The 19,026-nt window shown below is 45.7% G+C and carries 13 protein-coding genes; 7 read left to right on the top strand and 6 right to left on the bottom strand.

The window, feature by feature from the left end; all coding sequences use genetic code 11:
- Position 1: 1 nt before the first annotated feature.
- Genes MARME_RS06995 through MARME_RS06985 form a run of 3 tightly spaced genes read right to left on the bottom strand, consistent with a single transcriptional unit; the run spans position 2 to position 3,718 of the window.
- The gene (locus tag MARME_RS06995; RefSeq protein ID WP_013660564.1) at positions 2–1,192 is read right to left on the bottom strand and encodes an HprK-related kinase B; all 1,191 of its coding nucleotides are present in this window, start codon (positions 1,190–1,192) and stop codon (positions 2–4) included.
- Positions 1,192–2,082: a GAK system ATP-grasp enzyme gene (locus MARME_RS06990; RefSeq protein ID WP_013660563.1), complete on the bottom strand. Its 891-nt coding sequence runs from the start codon at positions 2,080–2,082 to the stop codon at positions 1,192–1,194. Before MARME_RS06990 ends, MARME_RS06995 begins: the two co-directional genes overlap by 1 nt.
- Positions 2,075–3,718, bottom strand: coding sequence for a phosphotransferase (locus MARME_RS06985; protein WP_013660562.1), 1,644 nt, complete (start codon positions 3,716–3,718; stop codon positions 2,075–2,077). Before MARME_RS06985 ends, MARME_RS06990 begins: the two co-directional genes overlap by 8 nt.
- Before the next feature lie 103 nt (positions 3,719–3,821).
- Here MARME_RS06985 and MARME_RS06980 point away from each other — a divergent pair, with 103 nt between their 5' ends.
- Positions 3,822–4,649 (top strand): inositol monophosphatase family protein, encoded by an 828-nt coding sequence (locus MARME_RS06980; protein ID WP_013660561.1) that lies wholly within the window; start codon positions 3,822–3,824, stop codon positions 4,647–4,649.
- 174 nt (positions 4,650–4,823) lie between these two features.
- Here MARME_RS06980 and MARME_RS06975 read toward each other — a convergent pair whose 3' ends face one another.
- Positions 4,824–7,100, bottom strand: coding sequence for a bifunctional diguanylate cyclase/phosphodiesterase (locus MARME_RS06975; protein WP_013660560.1), 2,277 nt, complete (start codon positions 7,098–7,100; stop codon positions 4,824–4,826).
- Between the two features lie 475 nt (positions 7,101–7,575).
- Here MARME_RS06975 and MARME_RS06970 point away from each other — a divergent pair, with 475 nt between their 5' ends.
- From MARME_RS06970 to acuI, 3 genes are all read left to right on the top strand, one after another.
- On the top strand, positions 7,576–8,259 hold the full coding sequence (locus tag MARME_RS06970; RefSeq protein WP_013660559.1) for a nucleotide-binding protein: 684 nt from the start codon (positions 7,576–7,578) through the stop codon (positions 8,257–8,259).
- Between the two features lie 394 nt (positions 8,260–8,653).
- A complete protein-coding gene (amt, locus tag MARME_RS06965) occupies positions 8,654–10,864 on the top strand; it encodes an ammonium transporter (protein WP_013660558.1) in 2,211 nt (736 codons plus the stop codon).
- Between the two features lie 256 nt (positions 10,865–11,120).
- Positions 11,121–12,101 (top strand): acrylyl-CoA reductase (NADPH), encoded by a 981-nt coding sequence (acuI, locus tag MARME_RS06960; protein WP_013660557.1) that lies wholly within the window; start codon positions 11,121–11,123, stop codon positions 12,099–12,101.
- Positions 12,102–12,119: 18 nt separating this feature from the next.
- Here the strand turns inward: acuI and MARME_RS06955 are convergent, their stop codons facing one another.
- Positions 12,120–13,736, bottom strand: coding sequence for a sensor histidine kinase (locus tag MARME_RS06955; RefSeq protein WP_013660556.1), 1,617 nt, complete (start codon positions 13,734–13,736; stop codon positions 12,120–12,122).
- A gap of 44 nt (positions 13,737–13,780) precedes the next feature.
- A complete protein-coding gene (locus MARME_RS06950) occupies positions 13,781–14,596 on the bottom strand; it encodes a phosphate/phosphite/phosphonate ABC transporter substrate-binding protein (RefSeq protein ID WP_013660555.1) in 816 nt (271 codons plus the stop codon).
- A 283-nt stretch (positions 14,597–14,879) separates the two neighbouring features.
- Between MARME_RS06950 and MARME_RS06945 the strand changes: the two genes are divergently transcribed.
- Genes MARME_RS06945 through MARME_RS06935 form a run of 3 tightly spaced genes read left to right on the top strand, consistent with a single transcriptional unit; the run spans position 14,880 to position 18,986 of the window.
- Positions 14,880–16,700, top strand: coding sequence for an ABC transporter permease (locus MARME_RS06945; protein ID WP_013660554.1), 1,821 nt, complete (start codon positions 14,880–14,882; stop codon positions 16,698–16,700).
- A gap of 4 nt (positions 16,701–16,704) precedes the next feature.
- Positions 16,705–17,883, top strand: coding sequence for an ABC transporter ATP-binding protein (locus tag MARME_RS06940; protein ID WP_013660553.1), 1,179 nt, complete (start codon positions 16,705–16,707; stop codon positions 17,881–17,883).
- Positions 17,880–18,986, top strand: coding sequence for an ABC transporter substrate-binding protein (locus MARME_RS06935; RefSeq protein ID WP_013660552.1), 1,107 nt, complete (start codon positions 17,880–17,882; stop codon positions 18,984–18,986). The genes MARME_RS06940 and MARME_RS06935 overlap by 4 nt, the downstream gene beginning before the upstream one ends.
- Positions 18,987–19,026: the final 40 nt, after the last annotated feature.

Below are 19,026 nucleotides of genomic sequence, written 5' to 3'. Positions count from 1 at the left end.
TTTACTGAGCCTTCTGTAACCCATTGATCAGTTCAAACGCCCGATCAAAATCAATCTTTCCGGTTAACCGATACACATTGACGTTACTCAGTTCTGTGCAATACGTTTCAGTTGAATCCATCACATCGAGGTCTGCAAATTTGCCAGTCTCATCTTGATAGAATGGCCCTGGACGTTTACGTAGCCCTTCGATTTGGGTTGGCTCTTTCGTTAAGTCAACCAATTCAAGGCGTGTGGATTCGTCTGAATTGAGTGACCAGTCTAACATAATTAAATGGCAAAGCTCGCCCACTAAAGCGACGCGGTCTTTGCCATACTCGTCTTCGATCTGAACATCGTATTTCTCTTCGAGAGACCAAAGCTCAGATTGCGGCATGTCTAAAAGGGCTTTCTGACGCGCCTCAGGTAAAATGTGACGCAGACGTTCTGAATACAATAACGTACCAGGATTGACTCTTGGAAGTTTCGCAAGACCGACCGCTTGAGTTTTGGGCGTTTGATCATCAAGCGTTTTCTTTTCGAAGAGTATTCGATCGTTCGTTAAGAAAAGATTTGAACTGTCTTCAAGGCAGCGCAACATGGTGGTCGATTTGCCGCCACCTGACCCTGCTGCAATCGCGGTTACTTTTGCCACACCGTTAGCATCAACACGAGAAAACGCCGCCGCGTGTCCTAATATGAACCCCTGACGAAGGTGGTGGTTCAAAAACTGATTGTTAATGAAGTTTACCATTTGGGCCAAGTTTTCAGAGCATCGACCAACGGCCACTGGGTTTGCTTTGCGTTGCAAAAAGCACATGCCCGTTTTGAATTTTTTAATCCAACGGCCATCTTCTACATCAAGATAGCCTTCTTTTCTGCCTGTTTTTCCCACTTCTCGCGGTACTTCTAGCCAATCCAGATCATCACCAACATTATCTTGCTCAACAAAATAAATGTTCATCGTGTGATTTGACGCGTTGTCTGCTGTATTAGAAGAAGCGTCATCAAGAGGACTAGCGTAGCTCTTGTAGTAGGCAGTCAGCTCTTTCAATAGCGCATTGTGATTACTGAACACTTGAACCTGAAGTTCACCAAATACGAAGTTCACATGGAAACGACACGCTGACAGTGTTTCCGCTAAGCTATCCTCAGTGAATAAATAATTAGGAGATTGCGTCGACTCATTCATTTTATTTTGTGTCGTTCCCATTATTTAGCGACCTCTTCCAGTACGTAATCTGCATACGCTGCCGCAGCATCAATACCACACCCTTCGAGCGCACCTTTAAACCCACCGAAAGCAGACACCTCAAACACAACAGGGCCTTGGTTCGTTAAGGCAATGTCTACAGTCGTAAAGCTTAAGTTAAAGCAGCCTTGAGCTTGGCGTCCTAGTTCAATCAGTTCAGGCGTTGGCTCAAACAGCTCGTACTTCCCGCCACTGTTAATTGTGGTGTTCCAAGAGTCTTTATTTCCAACACGAGCATAGGTACATAGGTATTCACCACCTAGGAACACCATTCCTAGATCACGACCATCCAGCTCTACGGTTTGTTGAATGTAGAAGATGGAATTCGCTTTGCGGTATGCCGCCAAGGTTGCCTTGACGCTCTCGTCGGAGTCATTCTCTGTCAGAATTTCCATGCCACGCGCTTTCGTTGAGTAAAGCGGCTTTAAAATAGCGGAGCCAAACTCTCGAACGCTAGCAAACGCCTGCTCTTCACTCTCGGTAATACGTGTTTTTGGCATAGGAACATTGCCTGCTTGCAATGCCAACGTGCCACTTAGTCGATTAATCAGCTTACCCATACTTTGGGCTGGGCTAAATATTTTAATGCCCAGATTTTCCATATGAGACAACATATGAATACGATCTTCGGTTGCCGGCGAATACACTTCGCTTATTTTCTTTACAATCAGCCCATCCAATTGAGCAAGGTCGACATCCTTATACATTAATTGATTGGTATCCAATCGAAGCTCAACATCCTTCATGTCAATAACGAGGCTGTATCCAGTACGTTCTTTTAAACGTTCAGCCAATACTTCTGTTGACCATTTTCCCGGAGTACCAATGACTCCGATTTTGGGCTTATTCAATGTAAAGCTCCTTCAGTGGAATTTTAAACTTAGATTCTTTTTCTTGCGGTAATTCGGCTAATTTTTCTAATAGGTATCGCGATCTTAGATGCATTCTAGACGACAGTTTTTTATCGAAAATAAAGCGTGTCGACGTAGCGAAAGACCGCGCGAGTCCTGCGGCCAGACGAAGCTCAAAGGTGGTGTCATTGTGGCGTTTGGCGAATCGTCGACCAAATTTGTAAACTTCTTTGGCGCTTTCCATCATTAGATTTCGCGTCGACCCACTTAACACTTGAAGACGATAAATCGATACCATCAAGACAGAGATATCCTGCACGTAATCAAAGTAATCAGATCGATGCAAATCAATAAAATAAATACGATCTTCAGCGTCATCGTAGATCAAATTATCGACATTGAAATCGCCGTGGATAAGCACTGAGAAAGGCGCTCGCCAACTGGACTCTTTCTTGGCAACGCACTGAGTCAAATCATCAAAGCCCAACCGGCGAAGACCACATACAACTTGTTCAGACGAGAAAAAGTCAGGGTGCACTTTCTTGCTGTCTTCAATGCGCTTTTGAAGCTGCTGCATAAACTTGGCGTAAGATTGCTCTTTAGTATAAGTCGCTTGCCACGTTCGATTGAGCGTTTTAAATAAGGCTTTTAACGCCTGTTGAATTCCTTTCTTGCGTTCTTCCAGCAACAGCGCCTCAAAGGTGCTGCCTGGAATGTGTTCAATCAACAACGCTGAGTTTTCACCATCGGCTTTCGCTTGAGCAAGCACATCAGGAGCAAGTTTCGGATCGACTTTGCGCCAATGCTTAACCCCTTGCACCTCTTCTTCAATCTTGGTGTGATCCCCTTCTTTGTATACCGCTAAGATGTCTTTGCCATTTTCATTTTTATGGGAAATAGCAGCAATAGCACTACCAGAGCGGGTCAACGCTAAACGCCTCACTTTTAAATCATTGAGATCATAATTTAACGATGAGGCAGTATCTCTAAGGTGATCGAAATTTTGTAAGGTCGCAACTTGCCCAAGATCTGCTTTGATGAGCGCCTCACCCACCAGCGCGAGCTGTTTGATTAAACGTTTAAGGCCGTAATTACACAGAATGGCAGCTCTTAGCTGGTCATCGGTTAACGTGTGTTTAGCATCGAGCGTTTTCGCTTGGATATCGTCGTACAAATCCAGTAAGCGTCGTGTTCGTCGAGCAAGTTTGATCCCTGTACGACGCTGGGACGTATCCATTCCGAGCTTTACAAGATTGATCGAGCGGTCGACACGACGAATGAGCTTTCGACACATATCGTTGCTAGGGTGCTCATAGGATTCGGCCAGCGTTCCCTCTTGCACACATTCTATACAGTGAGCAGAGATACCTTGCAGCGCGCTTGCTAATGCTCGGGTGGCGATAACTTGATTATAAAACGCGGTGCCCGGTTTACGGCGCTCGATCATTCGAGCACATTCCCGTTCTATTTTTTCTCGCAGCGTTTGAACGTAACCACGACGGGCGCGAATACGAGGTAACAACTCAACGGAGTGCGTTTTAAAAAAAAGTTCAACAAAATGGCAGTGCTTTTCTACTTCATTCAGGAGAAAATAGATATTCTCTTGTACTGCCGAAGAGGATGGCGATGTTGGCATGCTTTCCTTACCGTTATAAATTGCCGACTACTATACTTAATTCAATGAGTTCGTTTGTTAAGTTTCCATGACAATACTCAATATAGCACTAGGGATTAAAAACATGAACCTCAATAAAGACAGCCAAGCGATCATAATCAATATTGTTCGCAACGCTGCCCGTGACATTATCATGCCGCATTTCAGACACTTAGATGCGGATCAAATTGCACGTAAATCCACTCAACTTGATTTGGTGACCGTCGCAGATCAAGCGTGTGAACGCTATATCGCCGAAAAAGTAGCGGACGAGTTTCCTGATTGGTCTATTGTGGGCGAAGAAGCCGTTGCTGACACCCCAGAACGCCTAAAGGACATCGCGACAGCCGAAACCTGCATGATTATCGACCCGATCGACGGTACATGGAACTTTGCCAATGGTTTGTCCGATTTCGGCGTGATAATTGCGGTTGTCGTAAAGGGCGTCACCGTCTTTGGCTTGCTTTACGACCCGGTACACGACGACTACGTCTACGCAAACAAAGGAGAAGGCGCCTTTTTAGTCAGACCAGATAGCGAACCTGTGAGCTTATCAGTTACGCCTGAATTAGAGATCGAAAAGATGCTAGGAATATTGTCTTTCTATTCCTACGCTCCAGAAGTCAATCGACAGTTGGCCGTTAAATCCACCGCGTTTGCTCGCACACACAGCCTTCCGTCTTGTCACGCTTATCGCCAATTGGCAATTGATCACTTCAACTTTGGCCTCTTCCTGAAGATGAACCCTTGGGACCACGCCGCTGGTGTCATGATCCTTGAAGAAGCAGGCGGATATTGCCGACTTCTAAATGGCTCTGAGTACTCTCCGACCATGCCAAACGGTAAATTGCTTATCGCTCAATCAAAAGAGCAATGGGAAAAACTGGCGGAGTGGTTTGAGGTTGAGCCTTAACAAGCTGAACACCCTCTCATTAAAAGACAAGATAAAAAGATATAATCAAACCTTACGAACCTGCGGTGATACTGGATGCCTACACCGGAGGTTCGTACGTGACAAAGCAATAAGAAATAAGAACAGAGAGATGAGAACTGGGCTAGTACAACTGAGCAATGACAGCTGAGACGGCTAGCGTGCTGCGCTTACCGCCTCTTTTTCCTCACCTTCGCCTGCTTGACCTTTGTTTTCTGAGTCTACCGCGCCTATCAGCTTATCCTGAATATTCAGAGTCATCTGACTAAATTCGGCTTCTTGCACGGCTTTACTAACAAGAAAACCTTGCCCAGTATCGCAATAGTATCCCCCTAACATTTCCATTTGTTTGACTGTTTCAATGCCTTCAGCAATCACTTCCATTTTTAACTTATGCGCCATCGCAATAATCGCCTCGACGATCATTCGGTCATTCTGATCTCGCTCAATATCCTTCACAAAACAGCGGTCAATTTTTAATATATCAATTGGCAAATTCTTCAATTGCCCCAGCGATGAGAAACCAGTGCCGAAGTCATCGATAGAAATACACACTCCTAACGCTTTGATCGCGCAAAGTATTTCGACGACTCGATCCAAATCTTCGACCAATACAGTCTCGGTAATTTCTAAGCCGATTAGGTTACCCGGCACTTGGTAGATATGAACCATCTTTTTAATGAAATCGAGCAAATGTGGATCATTTACATGCAATGGCGAAACATTAACGTGAAGACGCATGACAGGAAGCCCCTGTGCAATTCGTTTCGCCTGATATTCAAACGTCTTCTCGATAACATAATTGCCCAAAGCGACGATTAAACCTGTCTCTTCGGCCATCGGGATAAAGCGGTCTGGAAACAATAATCCACGTTTTGGATGATTCCACCTTACCAACACTTCCGCACTTACGATCATTCCGCTTTGTAAGTCGAACTGAGGTTGATAATAAAGTTCAATCTCGGACTCGCGGATCGCTCTTTCTAACGAAATTCTGCCCTGGTTTAACTCAACGGTCGCTTGACGTAAATTTTCCGCGAACACTTCATAGCGATTTTTACCTTTGCGTTTTGCTTGATACATAGCAACATCGGCATTTTGCATAAGATTGAGAATGTTGGAGCCATGCAAGGGAATAAACACAATACCTAAGGACGTACTGAGCCTAAACTCCCTATCACCCACTTTTAGCGTGTGCTGAATCACCTCAAGAATAGAGTCTGCCATTTGAATAACGTGCAATTCACAGCCCGCATCGCCTAACAAAATGCCGAATTCGTCACCGCCTAAGCGAAGAACTTTATCGGCATCGCCCATCACTTTTTGCAATCTAATAGCAACCTGAGACAAGACTTCGTCACCAACATCATGGCCAATAGAATCATTGATCGACTTAAAGTTATCGAGATCAAAATAGATAAACGCGCCAAACCGCTTGTACTTAATAATATTCTGTATCAACAACGGCACTTGCTCATTGAGATAGCGGCGGTTAGGTAAACCTGTCAACGGATCGCCATAGGCTAATTCCTGTAATTCTTTGGTTTTATCTACCACTTGTTTTTTTAGTCTACGGGGCTGCAACAGTATCAAATAAAGCGCGATAGCAAGCGCTATAGCCACCAAGAAACTAATCACGGCTCCCCCAATGGTTCGACTCAGTATGCCTTGCTTAGCACTATGAGAAATCGTTAACGCCCACGTTGCTGAAGGCAGCTTAATCTCAGAAGTCGTAATAACATCATGTTCAAGATTCGCAGCAGAGTGATAAAACTCTAATGACGCCCCAGTATCTTTGTGTTCGCGAGTCAGTCGAAAGCAATACCCCTCTTCTTCCAATTTATCAAAACCACTGCCTTTAAACAGGGAGTCTAGCTTGACGAGCGCAGACGAGAATCCCCAAAAAGAGTCATTGCCGTTTTGCCCTTCTATAAAAATCGGGTAACGACCAATAACCGCAATGCCACCTTGACGTAATGTCACTGGCCCGACAGTAATCATGCTTTTGGTTGCAATTGCATGTGATGACGCTTCGCGATACTTCGGGTGTTCTAATACATTGATTCCAAGTGCGACTTCATTTCCTTTCCGTGGATAAACTTGCTCAATCACACCATTAGGCGAAAGGTTTAAACTCGTAATACCGCCCACAGATTGACTGATGTTGGCCGCAAAATCTTCAAAATCAGGCAATACCCCTCCAACGCGTTTTACTTCATAGGCTAATATTCTCGCCGACGTAAAGGAGTGAGAAATCTGTCTCTCGATATCGGACGCTTTAGATCGTGCAATACCAGACAACAACAATCTTTGGCTGCTTAGAAAGTTCTCATTTGAAAGTTTAGTGATGTACAAACCAGCAGCCAATACTGCTAAGAAAACAAAAAACGCAATGAGCCGCTCTTTTGCACTCTTAAACATTGTTTCGACCATATTCTCTATATCCCTGCTATAAGCAATTTTTCTAGAACCAAGTGTACTTAAGGTTCAGCGAAGAACCTACGTTAGGCTAACGACCTATTGACCCACATCAGTGTTATCCACTCTTGTTATTCGAATTATACGGTCTGTCTATTCGACAAAAGTATCACTTTTTACAAAAGCATTAAAACGCCATCGTAAATTTGCTTGCCAAGATAAGAGGAAAGCACCGCCAAAAGACATACAAAAGGCAATTTTAGAAAGAAAGTCCCTGATATTTCATTTCAGATTAATGAACTTATGGTTTTTCTCTCACTCGGCTCGAAAGCTAATTTTAGTCATTCAATTCGTCACATTCTTACTGTATGGTGGAGGCAGGTCTCACACCTTCATTGCTTATATACCGTCACTTTTTGGCTGTTGAAGACTTTCCTGAGACGGCTACCTGACGGTATCTCGCATTACATATAATACAAAGGAGTTTAAAATGCGTAAGGTACATTTCATTGGTGGAGAAAAAGGCGGCGTTGGTAAATCTATGACCGCTCGCTTACTGGCTCAGTATTACATAGACAAAGAGCTGGACTTTGTTGGCTTTGATTGCGACTCATCCCACACAACCTTCTCTCGTTTCTACAGTGACTTCGCTTCGCCCGTTATCGTTGGTGATGACGACAGCCTAGATGGCATGCTAGCCACGATCGAAGCGTTTCCCGATAAAGATCTCATCATCGACCTTGCTGCGCAGTCAGCCCAACCGCTCGGCAAATGGATCGCCGAAACTGACGTGTTTGGGTTGTTAGACGAGCTTGGTTATCAAGTATGCTTGTGGCATGTCATGGATGATGGTGCAGACTCTGTGTCTCTCTTAGACAAACTACTGACGCAATACAAAGAGTCTGAAGTAGACTTTGTGGTTGTTCAAAACTATGGACGTGGCTCCGATTTCTCTCGCTTTAAGTCGTCTGACACATTTAAAGCAGCAGAAGACAGCGACGCTTTAATCATCGAGTTGCCTAAGCTTCAAACCAAGTTAACACAAAAGATAGATTTCAATAACAGTAGCTTTTGGGCTGTTGCCAATAACAAAAGCCTTATGAACATTGCTGAGCGCCAGCGTATGCGCGTATGGTTGCGCAATGCCTATGAGCAGCTGGATCAGCTAGGCTAGCTGATAAGAAACGCTTAACGAGGTCAGAAACCTCTGTTTCAAACAGTAGCGCACTGATGCAGTGCGCTACTGTTCTTTTCACGTGAAAATGCACTTATTTGTCAGGCTAGCCCATTCACTCAGCCTTCTTGAATTTCACTTAATATCATTTAGTCACTAATATAAGCCAACGATATACCTCGATATAACCTCAATCTAAATTACACCCCACAAATTAGGCACTCAATTTGCATTGTCGCCTATTCAAAAATGCTTATTCACGAAAACGAATTTGCAACATAACTACTATAAGATCAATTATTTAAGGATGCGCGAATCCTTCGACAAGCACCATCATGCAGGCGTTTTCAGCATTTCCTTAAAACACCAGCCGTTAGATTTGAGGAGAACTCAAGTGGAAGAAATTCAATCAACGCTCGATATCATGTGGATCATGATAGCGGCGTCCTTAGTCATGTTTATGCAAGCAGGCTTTACCGCATTTGAAGCAGGCTTAACACGCGCCAAAAACTCCATCAACGTCGCCATGAAAAACATGACAGACTTTGTTGTTGCCATTTTTGCTTTTTGGCTGCTGGGCTATGGCCTCATGTTTGGCCAAGATTTGTATGGTTTGTGGGGCACAGACGCATTCACGTTAAGCGGTTTAAGTGAACCCGCCGACATCGCGTCTTTTGTGTTTCAAGCAACCTTTGCTGGCACCGCGGCGACCATTGTCAGTGGTGCAGTGGCAGAACGTATAAAGTTTATGTCGTACGTGCTTGTTTCCTTAGTACTAACTGCGATTATTTACCCTGTATCCGGCCACTGGATTTGGAATGGCGAAGGCTGGTTAGCAGAAAAAGGCATGATTGACTTCGCCGGCTCAACCGTCGTTCACTCGGTCGGCGCATGGGTCGGATTAGCGGGAGTCATTATGCTTGGCGCTCGTATTAGTCGTTTTGACGACCAAGGTAACCCTAAAAAAATTCACGGACATAGTTTGGTTCTCGCCGTCATTGGCACCTTTATTTTATTCTTTGGTTGGTTTGGCTTTAATGGTGGCAGTACGTTAGAAGCGACGACGGATATCGCAGGTATCATGGCAAACACCATGTTAGCCGCCGCGTCTTCTGCCATTGTGTGTTTTGTGATGACGCTGTTCAGCCAAGACAAAGTAATCAATATCGAAAAAATTCTAAGTGGTGTCATTGGTGGCTTAGTTGGCATTACCGCAGGATGCGCAGTCGTCACCCCCATGGGCGCCGTTGTTATTGGCATCGTAACGGGGATCATTGTCTTCTATAGCGAGGAGGTTCTATTGCGAGTGTTTAGACTTGATGACCCAGTCAATGCCGTCGCTGTTCACGGCGTTGCAGGTGTCGTGGGTACCCTGCTGCTCGCACTTGTCGCCCCGATTGAAAACTTGAATTTCGACAGTCGATTTGAGCAGTTCATGGTACAGCTGACTGGCGTGAGTTCGGTATTTATTTGGTCGTTCTTTACCGGGCTGGCTATGTTTTGGGGGCTCAAGTCGATCAATAAGCTACGCGTCGACCCAGAGCATGAAAAAGAAGGGCTTAATATCATCGAACACGGTGCCTCTAGCGGTGTGATCGAAGCCCTTCAAGCGATGCAAGAATTTGTAACGGCACACAGTGACCCTGCCGCCGTTGCGGATCTAACAAAACGATTGTCTGTTGAAAACGGCACCGAAAATGGCGACATCGCAACCATGTTTAACCGTCTGCTAGATCAGGTCGAAAAAACCTATGCCACCTTCAATCAAGGTGTCGAAGATCTTAAATCGCAAACACACAATATGAATAAAAATACGTCAGACATCAGTACTGCTGTTCAAAAACAGTTAATGGATATTGCAAGCGTCACTCAAGCAACCGCTGCCTTGCATAAGTCTCTGCACGACTTCGCAGATTTAACGTCAGATATTACAGATCGATCTGTGCACGTTAAAGACCGTTCTTCTGACTCGTTGAAGATGGTCGAAGACATGAAGGCTATGATGTTAAATATGCAACACAAAGCCGACAACGCCTTCGATATCATGCAAGCCCTTAAGACTGACAGCGATCAAATTGTTAGCATTCTGTCGGGCGTACAAGACATCTCAGAGCAAACAAATCTCCTTGCGCTAAATGCTGCAATAGAAGCGGCTCGGGCAGGAGAAAGCGGACGAGGCTTCGCAGTTGTCGCGGACGAAGTTCGACAACTTTCAAGCAAAACAAACGAAGCAACAAGAGAAATATCGGCCGTCATCGAAAGCCTACAGGCCAGAACCTCTAGTGCGAATGATTTGATGAGCGATAACCAAAAAATGGTGCGTGAAAGTAACGAGTTAATGACACGAACCATTGATAGCCTCTCTGAAAGTAACGACGAAATCGTAAAAGTACAAAGCGCTAACTCGTCCATTAATGAGATGGCTCAAACCGAAAAAGACAACATTTCGGTACAGCTTCAAGCGGTCGAAACGATTGAAGCCTCTTGCACAGACAATTTAACCAAAGTGTCTGAGATCGACGAGTCAAGCACCCAATTACTGGATGTGACTAACTCATTTGAACAAGTAACATCCAGCTTTAAAACCAGTACACGGTTACAGTAGTCAGAAGAACGACAACGACGGCAAATTGCCATCAAGCTAAAGAGCTAAAGAGCCAGGTAAATAAAAGCGAGTATTTGTTTACTTGGCTCTCCGCCCATCCCAAAACTATGCGTAAAAAGTGATATCTTTCCCAATTCCCTCCTCTTTTGGATATATAAACGACTCCTCATCTATTCGTGTTTCATATAAGCTGATTCTTCGCGATGTCTTATTTATGGAGAGACATTTATATAGCGACTTTTACGGAGTGACGTTTATGAAAGCCCTACTAATAGAAAATAATAACAATGTATATCAAACAGAACTAAAAGAGTTCGACGACAGTTTACTGCCAGAAGGCAACGTAATGGTTGAGGTCGAATACTCAGGTTTAAATTACAAAGATGCGTTAGCCATCACGGGAAAATCCCCTGTTGTTCGTCAGTTTCCAATGGTGCCTGGAATCGATTTCGCAGGTAAGGTCATTCAATCTGACTCAGACAAGTTCAAAGAAGGCGACACCGTTGTTTTAAACGGATGGGGCGTTGGCGAACGTCACTGGGGAGGCTTAGGTCAACGAGCACGAGTGAATGCCGATTGGCTTATCCCTCTTCCCAGTGCCTTTACGACCCGACAAGCAATGGCCATCGGCACGGCGGGTTATACTGCGATGTTATGTGTCTTGGAGCTGGAAAAACACGGCGTCAAGCCCGACGACGGCGAAATATTAGTAACAGGCGCGGCTGGCGGTGTAGGCAGTGTTGCGATAGCCCTTCTCGCCAAACTCGGTTATCAGGTTATGGCGCTAACAGGACGGCCATCAGAAGCGGATTATCTCAAATCGCTTGGCGCACAAGGTATTATTGATCGCTCAGAAATGTCTGAACCTTCACGCCCTCTTGGCAAAGAACGTTGGGCTGGCGTGATCGACGTGGTTGGCTCACATGTACTAGCCAATGCTTGCGCCACAACAAAGTACGGCGGAATCGTTGCAGCATGCGGCCTAGCGGGTGGTATGGACCTACCTGGATCTGTCGCGCCATTTATTCTGCGCGGCGTCAAACTCGCAGGTGTCGACAGTGTAATGTGTCCCTATGAAAAACGCCTTGAAGCATGGACTCGCTTAGCCACTGACCTAGATCTAGAACTGCTTGAGTCACTTACTACTGACATACAGCTCGAAGACGCCATCGAGAAGTCAAAAGCACTTCTTGCTGGCGAAATCAGAGGCCGATTGGTGGTTAAGACAAGCTCTTAGTGCGTTTTCGCTCTGACGTTACAACTGACTTTGAACCGGAAAATAGAGTGTGAACTTTGTTCCTTTTCCCGGTGTGCTTTCGAGGTCGATGCGTCCTTTATGGTCTTTCATAATGCCGTAAACAATGGACAATCCGAGACCCGTTCCTTTTCCTACTTCCTTGGTGGTAAAAAACGGGTCGAAGATCTTTTTCTTCATTTCCGCCGGAATCCCACAACCGTTATCTCGAACGGAAACAAACACCTCAGAGCCCAACACGCCGCTTTGGATTTGTATAAGTCCGTTTTCCTCAATCGAATGGTTCGCGTTGATCACTAAATTAAGCAAAACTTGTTGAATCTGGCCGACGTTGCATTCGACAACAGGAATGTCTTTCAGTTTGGTCACAACCTTAGACTTATACTTAAGTTCGTTATGGGCGATTTTCAGAGTACGCTCTATGGCCTCGTTAAGATTAGCGAACTGCATAACCGTATCAGGAGAGGAATGAGAGAACTCCTTAAGACCTGAGACAATATCACGTATCCGTTCCGTGCCATCCACCGTATCTTTCACCAAATCTAGCGTGTCTGATTGAATAAACTCAATATCTTGTTCGTCAAACCACGACCCCATGCTCTCTATAGACGCTATGAGCTCAGATTCAGAAGCATGGATATCCAAGGCACGTATTTTAGAAATCGCCTCCCGGTAAAACTCAATGTACTCGGACAGCATTCGAACATTACTCATGACGTAGCCAACAGGATTGTTTATTTCATGGGCAACGCCAGCTGCTAATGTACCTATCGACGCCATTTTTTCAGATTGAATAAGTTGGGCATGTGTCTGCTTGAGGGCTTCGTTCATCTCTTCTAACTTAACAATATTGTCACGCAATTGCGCAGTACGACGCTCCACACGCATCTCTAAGGTGCTATTAAGAGATTTCAGTTCTTTTTCATAAGCTGTTCTTCGTTCTGACTCCTGACGTAACCGCGACGACATTTGAATAAAGGCCTGAGCAACTTCTGCAACCTCATCACTCCCCTTTGCGTCCAACTTTATGTCCATATTGTCATGTGAAATGTCGTTGGCGGCTTCTCTGAGTTTACTTAAACGATTGGTAAGATAAGAACCTAGAATGTAAGAAAAAAGCGCCACCAGCAACATTTCGCCGAAAGCGATGGTAGCACTCCAGTATCGCGCTTCGGTAATGGCTTGAGTTAAACCAGACGTATCAATCCCAATACGTATTTCTCCAAAAAATTGCCCTCCTTCGCTAATTTCAGCGCGCACATCAAATACGCCGTCATTGATCATCGAAACATCGATATCTTCAATAAAATCTCTTTCTAAATATTTCTGTTCGCCTGCTTGAGCAAATATCTGCCCGTCGGGGTTGAGCACCTTGACGTAGACTAAATCAGGGTTTTTCATCAGCTCACTTGAGAAGGCATCCAGTGACGCAAGGTCGTAGGAAATAACAGCGTCTTTTGTGGTTGTGGAAAAAAAAGTCGCCGTTGTGGTTGCTCGCTTATAAAGCCCCTCATAGTTGGTCGTTTCTAAATAATTCAGCGTCATCGAAATCAACACTGCAAGCAGAATCGCTTCAATAAAAGCAACTCCTAGAATCGTTTTAAGCTTGAGAGACATCGTTGTATTCCTATCTTGCTTTTACGCCCTGCCTTTGCTTGAAATCATTCCTCAATCATGTGCTCCAGTAGATGGATATTTAAGCCTCTAATGTCATCCCAGCGGTCATTGGTTGCTTCCTCTAATCCCTTAAAATTTAGTGTTTTTAATAACGCAATGCCTTGTGGGTCATCGTTCATCTGCAACATAGCCTGTAAAATTTTCTGCACTTTTTCCTTTGCCACACGCGGATGAGCCGCAATCGCATGGGACGTGTACGGCTGTGTGGTCCAAAGCACTTTCAACTGTTCACGAACCTTAGGAGAGGTGTTGTTGAACGTGCGCAACACGCCACCGCCTGCGGGGAAAAAGCCTTTCGATACGTTTAAATACACGGAATCATGAGAAGACACATATCGCGGTGTAAACGCGATATTATCTTTCGCTAACTGAGCACGGGGTAAAATACTTGCAGCAAACGCTGCAGGCGACGGGAACGCTAATTGCGCGTCTTGCAATTCCGATAAACTTTGAATCGTGCTGCCTTTTCGGACAACCACAATCCCTTTGATTTGCTTATTCTTCTGCTTAGCGACCGCTTCGTATCCCGGCTTTTCATGAAAAACGATGTAGTGATAGGGATTCATGTAAGCAAGATCATATTCTCCCGCCAACAAACGTTTTTCAAATTCAGGAATATTTTTCGCGGTTGTAAAGTGTATATCGACACCAGAGGCATCGCTGATGTACTGCAAAACAGGCGACCATTTTGCCGCCAGCTTTTTAGCAGACTGTTGGGGGACAACACCAAAGGTCAAGCCTTGTGCACTCACAACTGCTGAGAACAACAATGAAACCATCATCAAAATACGAATCGTCATATTTCCTCCTTTTGCATGACATGCTTGCGACTAAGTCGCCGTTTTGTATTCTAACTATAGATTCCTCTCACCAAATTTCCTGCAATATAACAATACATTACATGATCAAAGCGCTAAGAAAGTTTGCGCCTGTTGCGCGTGCCCCCTTCGATATAAATCCGACCTTAAAAAAATCTATTTGCAACTAGTTTCAATTTATTTTGCATCTAGTTGCAAAATGTCATGTCTCTGCAACATTCAGCTTCTATTGTTGTTCGCAAATCAACCAACATAAGAGGATGGCATGATCGCTGTTACCGATTCTAAACACTTGTCGCCCATAAGAAGACTGCGGCACAAACTTGTCATTGCTCAACGAGATCCGACCCTTTTGATCGGTCTCTTACTACTGTTTATTTTCGCTTGGTTGATTGCCGCGCCGATTCTAAACGTGATGCTTGAGATCATGACGGTCCAATCTGGCGACGAAATGCGTACTGGTGCGGAAGCAGGTGGCATGACGACCTATTACCTTGAGCGCGTTTTCTCTTCTCGCATGTCGTCGATCATTTTTTGGCGACCGCTTTGGAACACGCTTATGGTCGCTTTCACATCCATGATCCTCGCGATGGTGATTGGCGCGATACTCGCTTGGTTGCTCGTTCGCACCAACTTAATGGGTCGCCGCTGGTTATCTACTGCTCTGATCATTCCATTTATGTTACCGGCTTGGACCTTTGCACTTGCTTGGACCACTCTGTTCAAAAACGCGACTATAGGCGGCCAACCCGGTTGGGCAGAAGCAATGGGACTTCAGCTTCCTGATTGGGTCTCATATGGCGCGTTTCCAACGATCGTCATTATGACGCTCAACTACATTCCATTTGTTATCTTGCTGGTGGGCAATGCATTACGCCGCTTAGACAGTCAGCTTGAAGAAGCGGGACAGATGCTCGGCGCAAGTAAAGGTCGTGTCGCACTATCGATTGTCTTTCCATTAATGCGCCCCGCTATTATGTCTGCTGCGCTATTAATCTTTGCAGACGCTATTGGGGAGTTTTCCGTTCCTTATGTGCTTGGCCTTCCTGTTCAATTTGAAACACTTGCCACCTCGCTTTACCGCGCGATAGGCACACAACAGAACGGGGTTGCAGCCGTCTTCGCTGGCGTTATTTTAGTGGTTGGAATGGCAACACTCGCACTGGACACATGGATGATGCGAGAAGCACGCCGCTTTGCCATTATCGGTTCAAAAGGCGCGATGGAACGCCGCCAGTCTCTGGGTATTCTAAAATGGCCCGCCTTTTCGATTGCATTGCTCATGTTTTTTATCAGTGTCGTCATTCCGATGGGCGCACTCGCCCTTTCCACTGTCATGCATTTACCGGGGCGATTCAATTTATCGAACTTCACCCTCGATTATTGGATCGGAACAAACCTAGACACCATCGCGTTACGCAACGGTATTCTACTGTCATCGGAGTTTTGGAACGCGGCATGGAGTTCTGTTCGAATCGTCGGCAGTGCCTCTATCTGTGCTGGTATCTTAGGGTTGCTAACGGGTTACATCGTATTGAGGTCGCCTTTACGCAGCGTGTCAATCACGTTACGCCAGATCACGTTCTTCCCTTACCTTGTTCCGGGGATTGCGTTCGCTGCCGCCTTTTTAACCTTATTCGCCGTACCGCATGGTCCTATACCGGCCTTATATGGCACCCCTATCATTCTATTTTTGGCCTTAGTTGCTGACCAAATGCCTTTTGCCAGTCGCGCCGGAATCTCCGCCATGACGCAACTCGGCAGCGATGTCGAAGACAGTGCTCGCGTGGCTGGCGCTGGCTGGTTACGACGCATGTTTTCGATCATATTACCGATTCAGCGAAACGCCCTTGTCACTGCCGTACTGATGCCTTTTATATCCGGCATTAAAGGAGTCAGCTTGTTTATTATTCTCGCTGTTCCTGCAACGGATGTATTAACCACTTTCTCAATTCGTCTTATCGATTTCAATTATACCCAGGCCGCTAACGCCGTTGTGTTGATGATTGCACTGATCGCTCTATTGGGCACCTTACTTATTAATCGTCTCACCGGAACGGGCTTAGCCCAAGGACTTGAGAGCTAACCATATGTCGAACATTACCCTTACCAATATTTCTAAACGCTACACCGCAGATCATCCACCTGCCGTCGACAACGTATCGATGGAGATCGAAGACGGTGCCTTTATGTGTGTCCTCGGTCCTTCAGGCTGCGGAAAGTCGACGATACTGCGGATGATTGCAGGCCTTGAACACCTTAGTGATGGGGAAATAGCCGTTGACTGCAAGCCGCTTGATAACGTTTCGAAAGGGATTTTCATACCGCCTGAAAAACGTCATATCGGCTTAGTCTTTCAGTCTTATGCACTTTGGCCTCATATGACAGTGAGCCGCAATATAGAATTTGGCCTCAAATTAAAAGGCATGTCCAAAGAAGAGCGCCTTGAGCGCGTCGCGAAAATGATCATCATGCTTAAGATCGAAGGTTTAGAGGATCGTTATCCTGCTCAACTTTCTGGCGGGCAACAACAACGCGTTGCACTGGCCAGAACTCTGGCGATGAATCCAGGAATTCTTCTTCTAGACGAACCCTTATCCAACCTAGATGCAGCACTTCGTTTATCAATGCGCGCTGAACTCACCCGCCTGCATCAGGAATTTGGAACCACGATTGTCTTTGTTACCCACGATCAATGGGAAGCCATGACATTAGCCACCAAGATTGCGGTTATGAGCAAAGGCGAGTTACAACAACTTGGCACGCCAGACGATATATATGAACGCCCAGCAAACCGTTTTGTGGCCGAGTTTATTGGAAACCCTCCAATAAACATGATCCCAGCCAATACAAGCGCAGCGCAAACCTTCTTACAAGCAATAGGCTACCAAGATACACCACCTATTGGCGCTCAACTGGGGCTACGCCCAGAAGGTATAGACCTTCGACGAGATACCAGCTTATCCAGTGTGCTCGCAACCGTGACCGACATATTACCAACAGGCGGAGCGTGGATTATTGAGCTGAATGTCGAAAGCAACGAGACCGGTAGCGATGGCTATCACCTCGTCCATACGACACAGACTCCGCCACACTGGAAACAAGGAGAAGCCGTTTACGTGCACGTTGCCCCACACGCCGTGCATTTATTTTCCGCTGAAGGGGATCGATTGTCCCTCGAAGCACAACCTGAAGTCAGGGTTTCGTCTTCCAATTCGGAACTTGCTTCGCCTACTTTCGTTCAAACAAAACTTGAGGACACCCCATGATTCGTAATACAGCTAACGCACTCTTGGTCAGTGCGCTTGTTTCCACCTCCGCGATGGCTGAAGATTTCAATATCGATGCCTTGATCCAAGCCGCTAAAGCCGAGCCACCTCTTTCGGTGTTCGATTCAACCGGTAAAATCAAAAAACAAGCAGCCGCTTTTGCTAAAAAGTACGGAATTGAAACAACTGGGACGAAAATAAAAGCAGGGGCAAACATCAAAATGGTAACAGGCGAGACCAAAGCCAATAACGTCAAATCCGACGTGGTTATTATCTCCGACGTACCCGCTGCAGCCGTTCAGTTGCTTGCTACAGGTTACACAACGAGCTATCTACCAGCCGATATGACGGATAAGATTCCGGCGGAATTCCGTGATCCATTAGTAGTATCAACCTCACCTGTTGTTTGGTCATATAACACAGCACTAAACGACAGTTGCCCAGTAGATAACATTTGGGCGCTGACAGATCCTAAATGGAAGGGACACATTGCGATGCCTGACCCTCTGAACAAGTCGATCTATACTGACTGGTTCAATCAGTTTGCCATGCATCATGATGCTGACATTGCCGCGGCCTATGAAGCGCACTATGGAAAACCGCTTAAAACAGACCTAGACAGTGCAACAGCGGCTTTCGTTGCGGCTTTGGCTGGTAATCAGCCATTGCTCACTAACTCGGATAGTGATGTTGCCTCCGCCGTTGGCGCACCCGATACGAAAGAAAATTTCATTGGTATCATGTCCTCAGCAAAATTCCGTGAAAACAAAAACGGTATGAAGTTAGGCATTTGTGACTCAATGAAACCGATGGTCGGCATGCTGTATCCTAAGTTTATGATGATTACGGCTGGCACAGACAGCCCGAATGCAGCGAAACTCTTTGTTCATTACATGCTAACCAGCGAAGGTTTTGCACCTCAGGCAATCGACGGTAAGATTTCAACCAACATCGACAACGAGATTCCGGCACAAGAGCCTTCTGGTGTTGCCGCTCATCTTGATCAACTCTTTAAATACAATCCAGCGACGTCGAAAGACGATTGGGCAAGCCGTCAGGATTGGCAGGATCTTTGGGCTCTTGCACGAGCAGGTCAGCTTTAAGGAAACGTCCAGCACACCCGGAGCAGGCCCGTTAAGGGCC

This window comes from Marinomonas mediterranea MMB-1 (assembly GCF_000192865.1).
GTDB lineage: Bacteria > Pseudomonadota > Gammaproteobacteria > Pseudomonadales > Marinomonadaceae > Marinomonas > Marinomonas mediterranea.
Note: the sequence above shows the minus strand (reverse complement) of the source record. Positions and strands in the feature narration are given on the sequence as shown.

Coding starts and splice junctions, on each gene's coding strand:
- MARME_RS06995 (WP_013660564.1), bottom strand. CDS start 1,192: ATGGGAACGACACAAAATAAAATGAATGAGTCGACGCAATCTCCTAAT.
- MARME_RS06985 (WP_013660562.1), bottom strand. CDS start 3,718: ATGCCAACATCGCCATCCTCTTCGGCAGTACAAGAGAATATCTATTTT.
- MARME_RS06980 (WP_013660561.1), top strand. CDS start 3,822: ATGAACCTCAATAAAGACAGCCAAGCGATCATAATCAATATTGTTCGC.
- MARME_RS06975 (WP_013660560.1), bottom strand. CDS start 7,100: ATGGTCGAAACAATGTTTAAGAGTGCAAAAGAGCGGCTCATTGCGTTT.
- MARME_RS06970 (WP_013660559.1), top strand. CDS start 7,576: ATGCGTAAGGTACATTTCATTGGTGGAGAAAAAGGCGGCGTTGGTAAA.
- acuI (WP_013660557.1), top strand. CDS start 11,121: ATGAAAGCCCTACTAATAGAAAATAATAACAATGTATATCAAACAGAA.
- MARME_RS06955 (WP_013660556.1), bottom strand. CDS start 13,736: ATGTCTCTCAAGCTTAAAACGATTCTAGGAGTTGCTTTTATTGAAGCG.
- MARME_RS06950 (WP_013660555.1), bottom strand. CDS start 14,596: ATGACGATTCGTATTTTGATGATGGTTTCATTGTTGTTCTCAGCAGTT.
- MARME_RS06945 (WP_013660554.1), top strand. CDS start 14,880: ATGATCGCTGTTACCGATTCTAAACACTTGTCGCCCATAAGAAGACTG.
- MARME_RS06940 (WP_013660553.1), top strand. CDS start 16,705: ATGTCGAACATTACCCTTACCAATATTTCTAAACGCTACACCGCAGAT.
- MARME_RS06935 (WP_013660552.1), top strand. CDS start 17,880: ATGATTCGTAATACAGCTAACGCACTCTTGGTCAGTGCGCTTGTTTCC.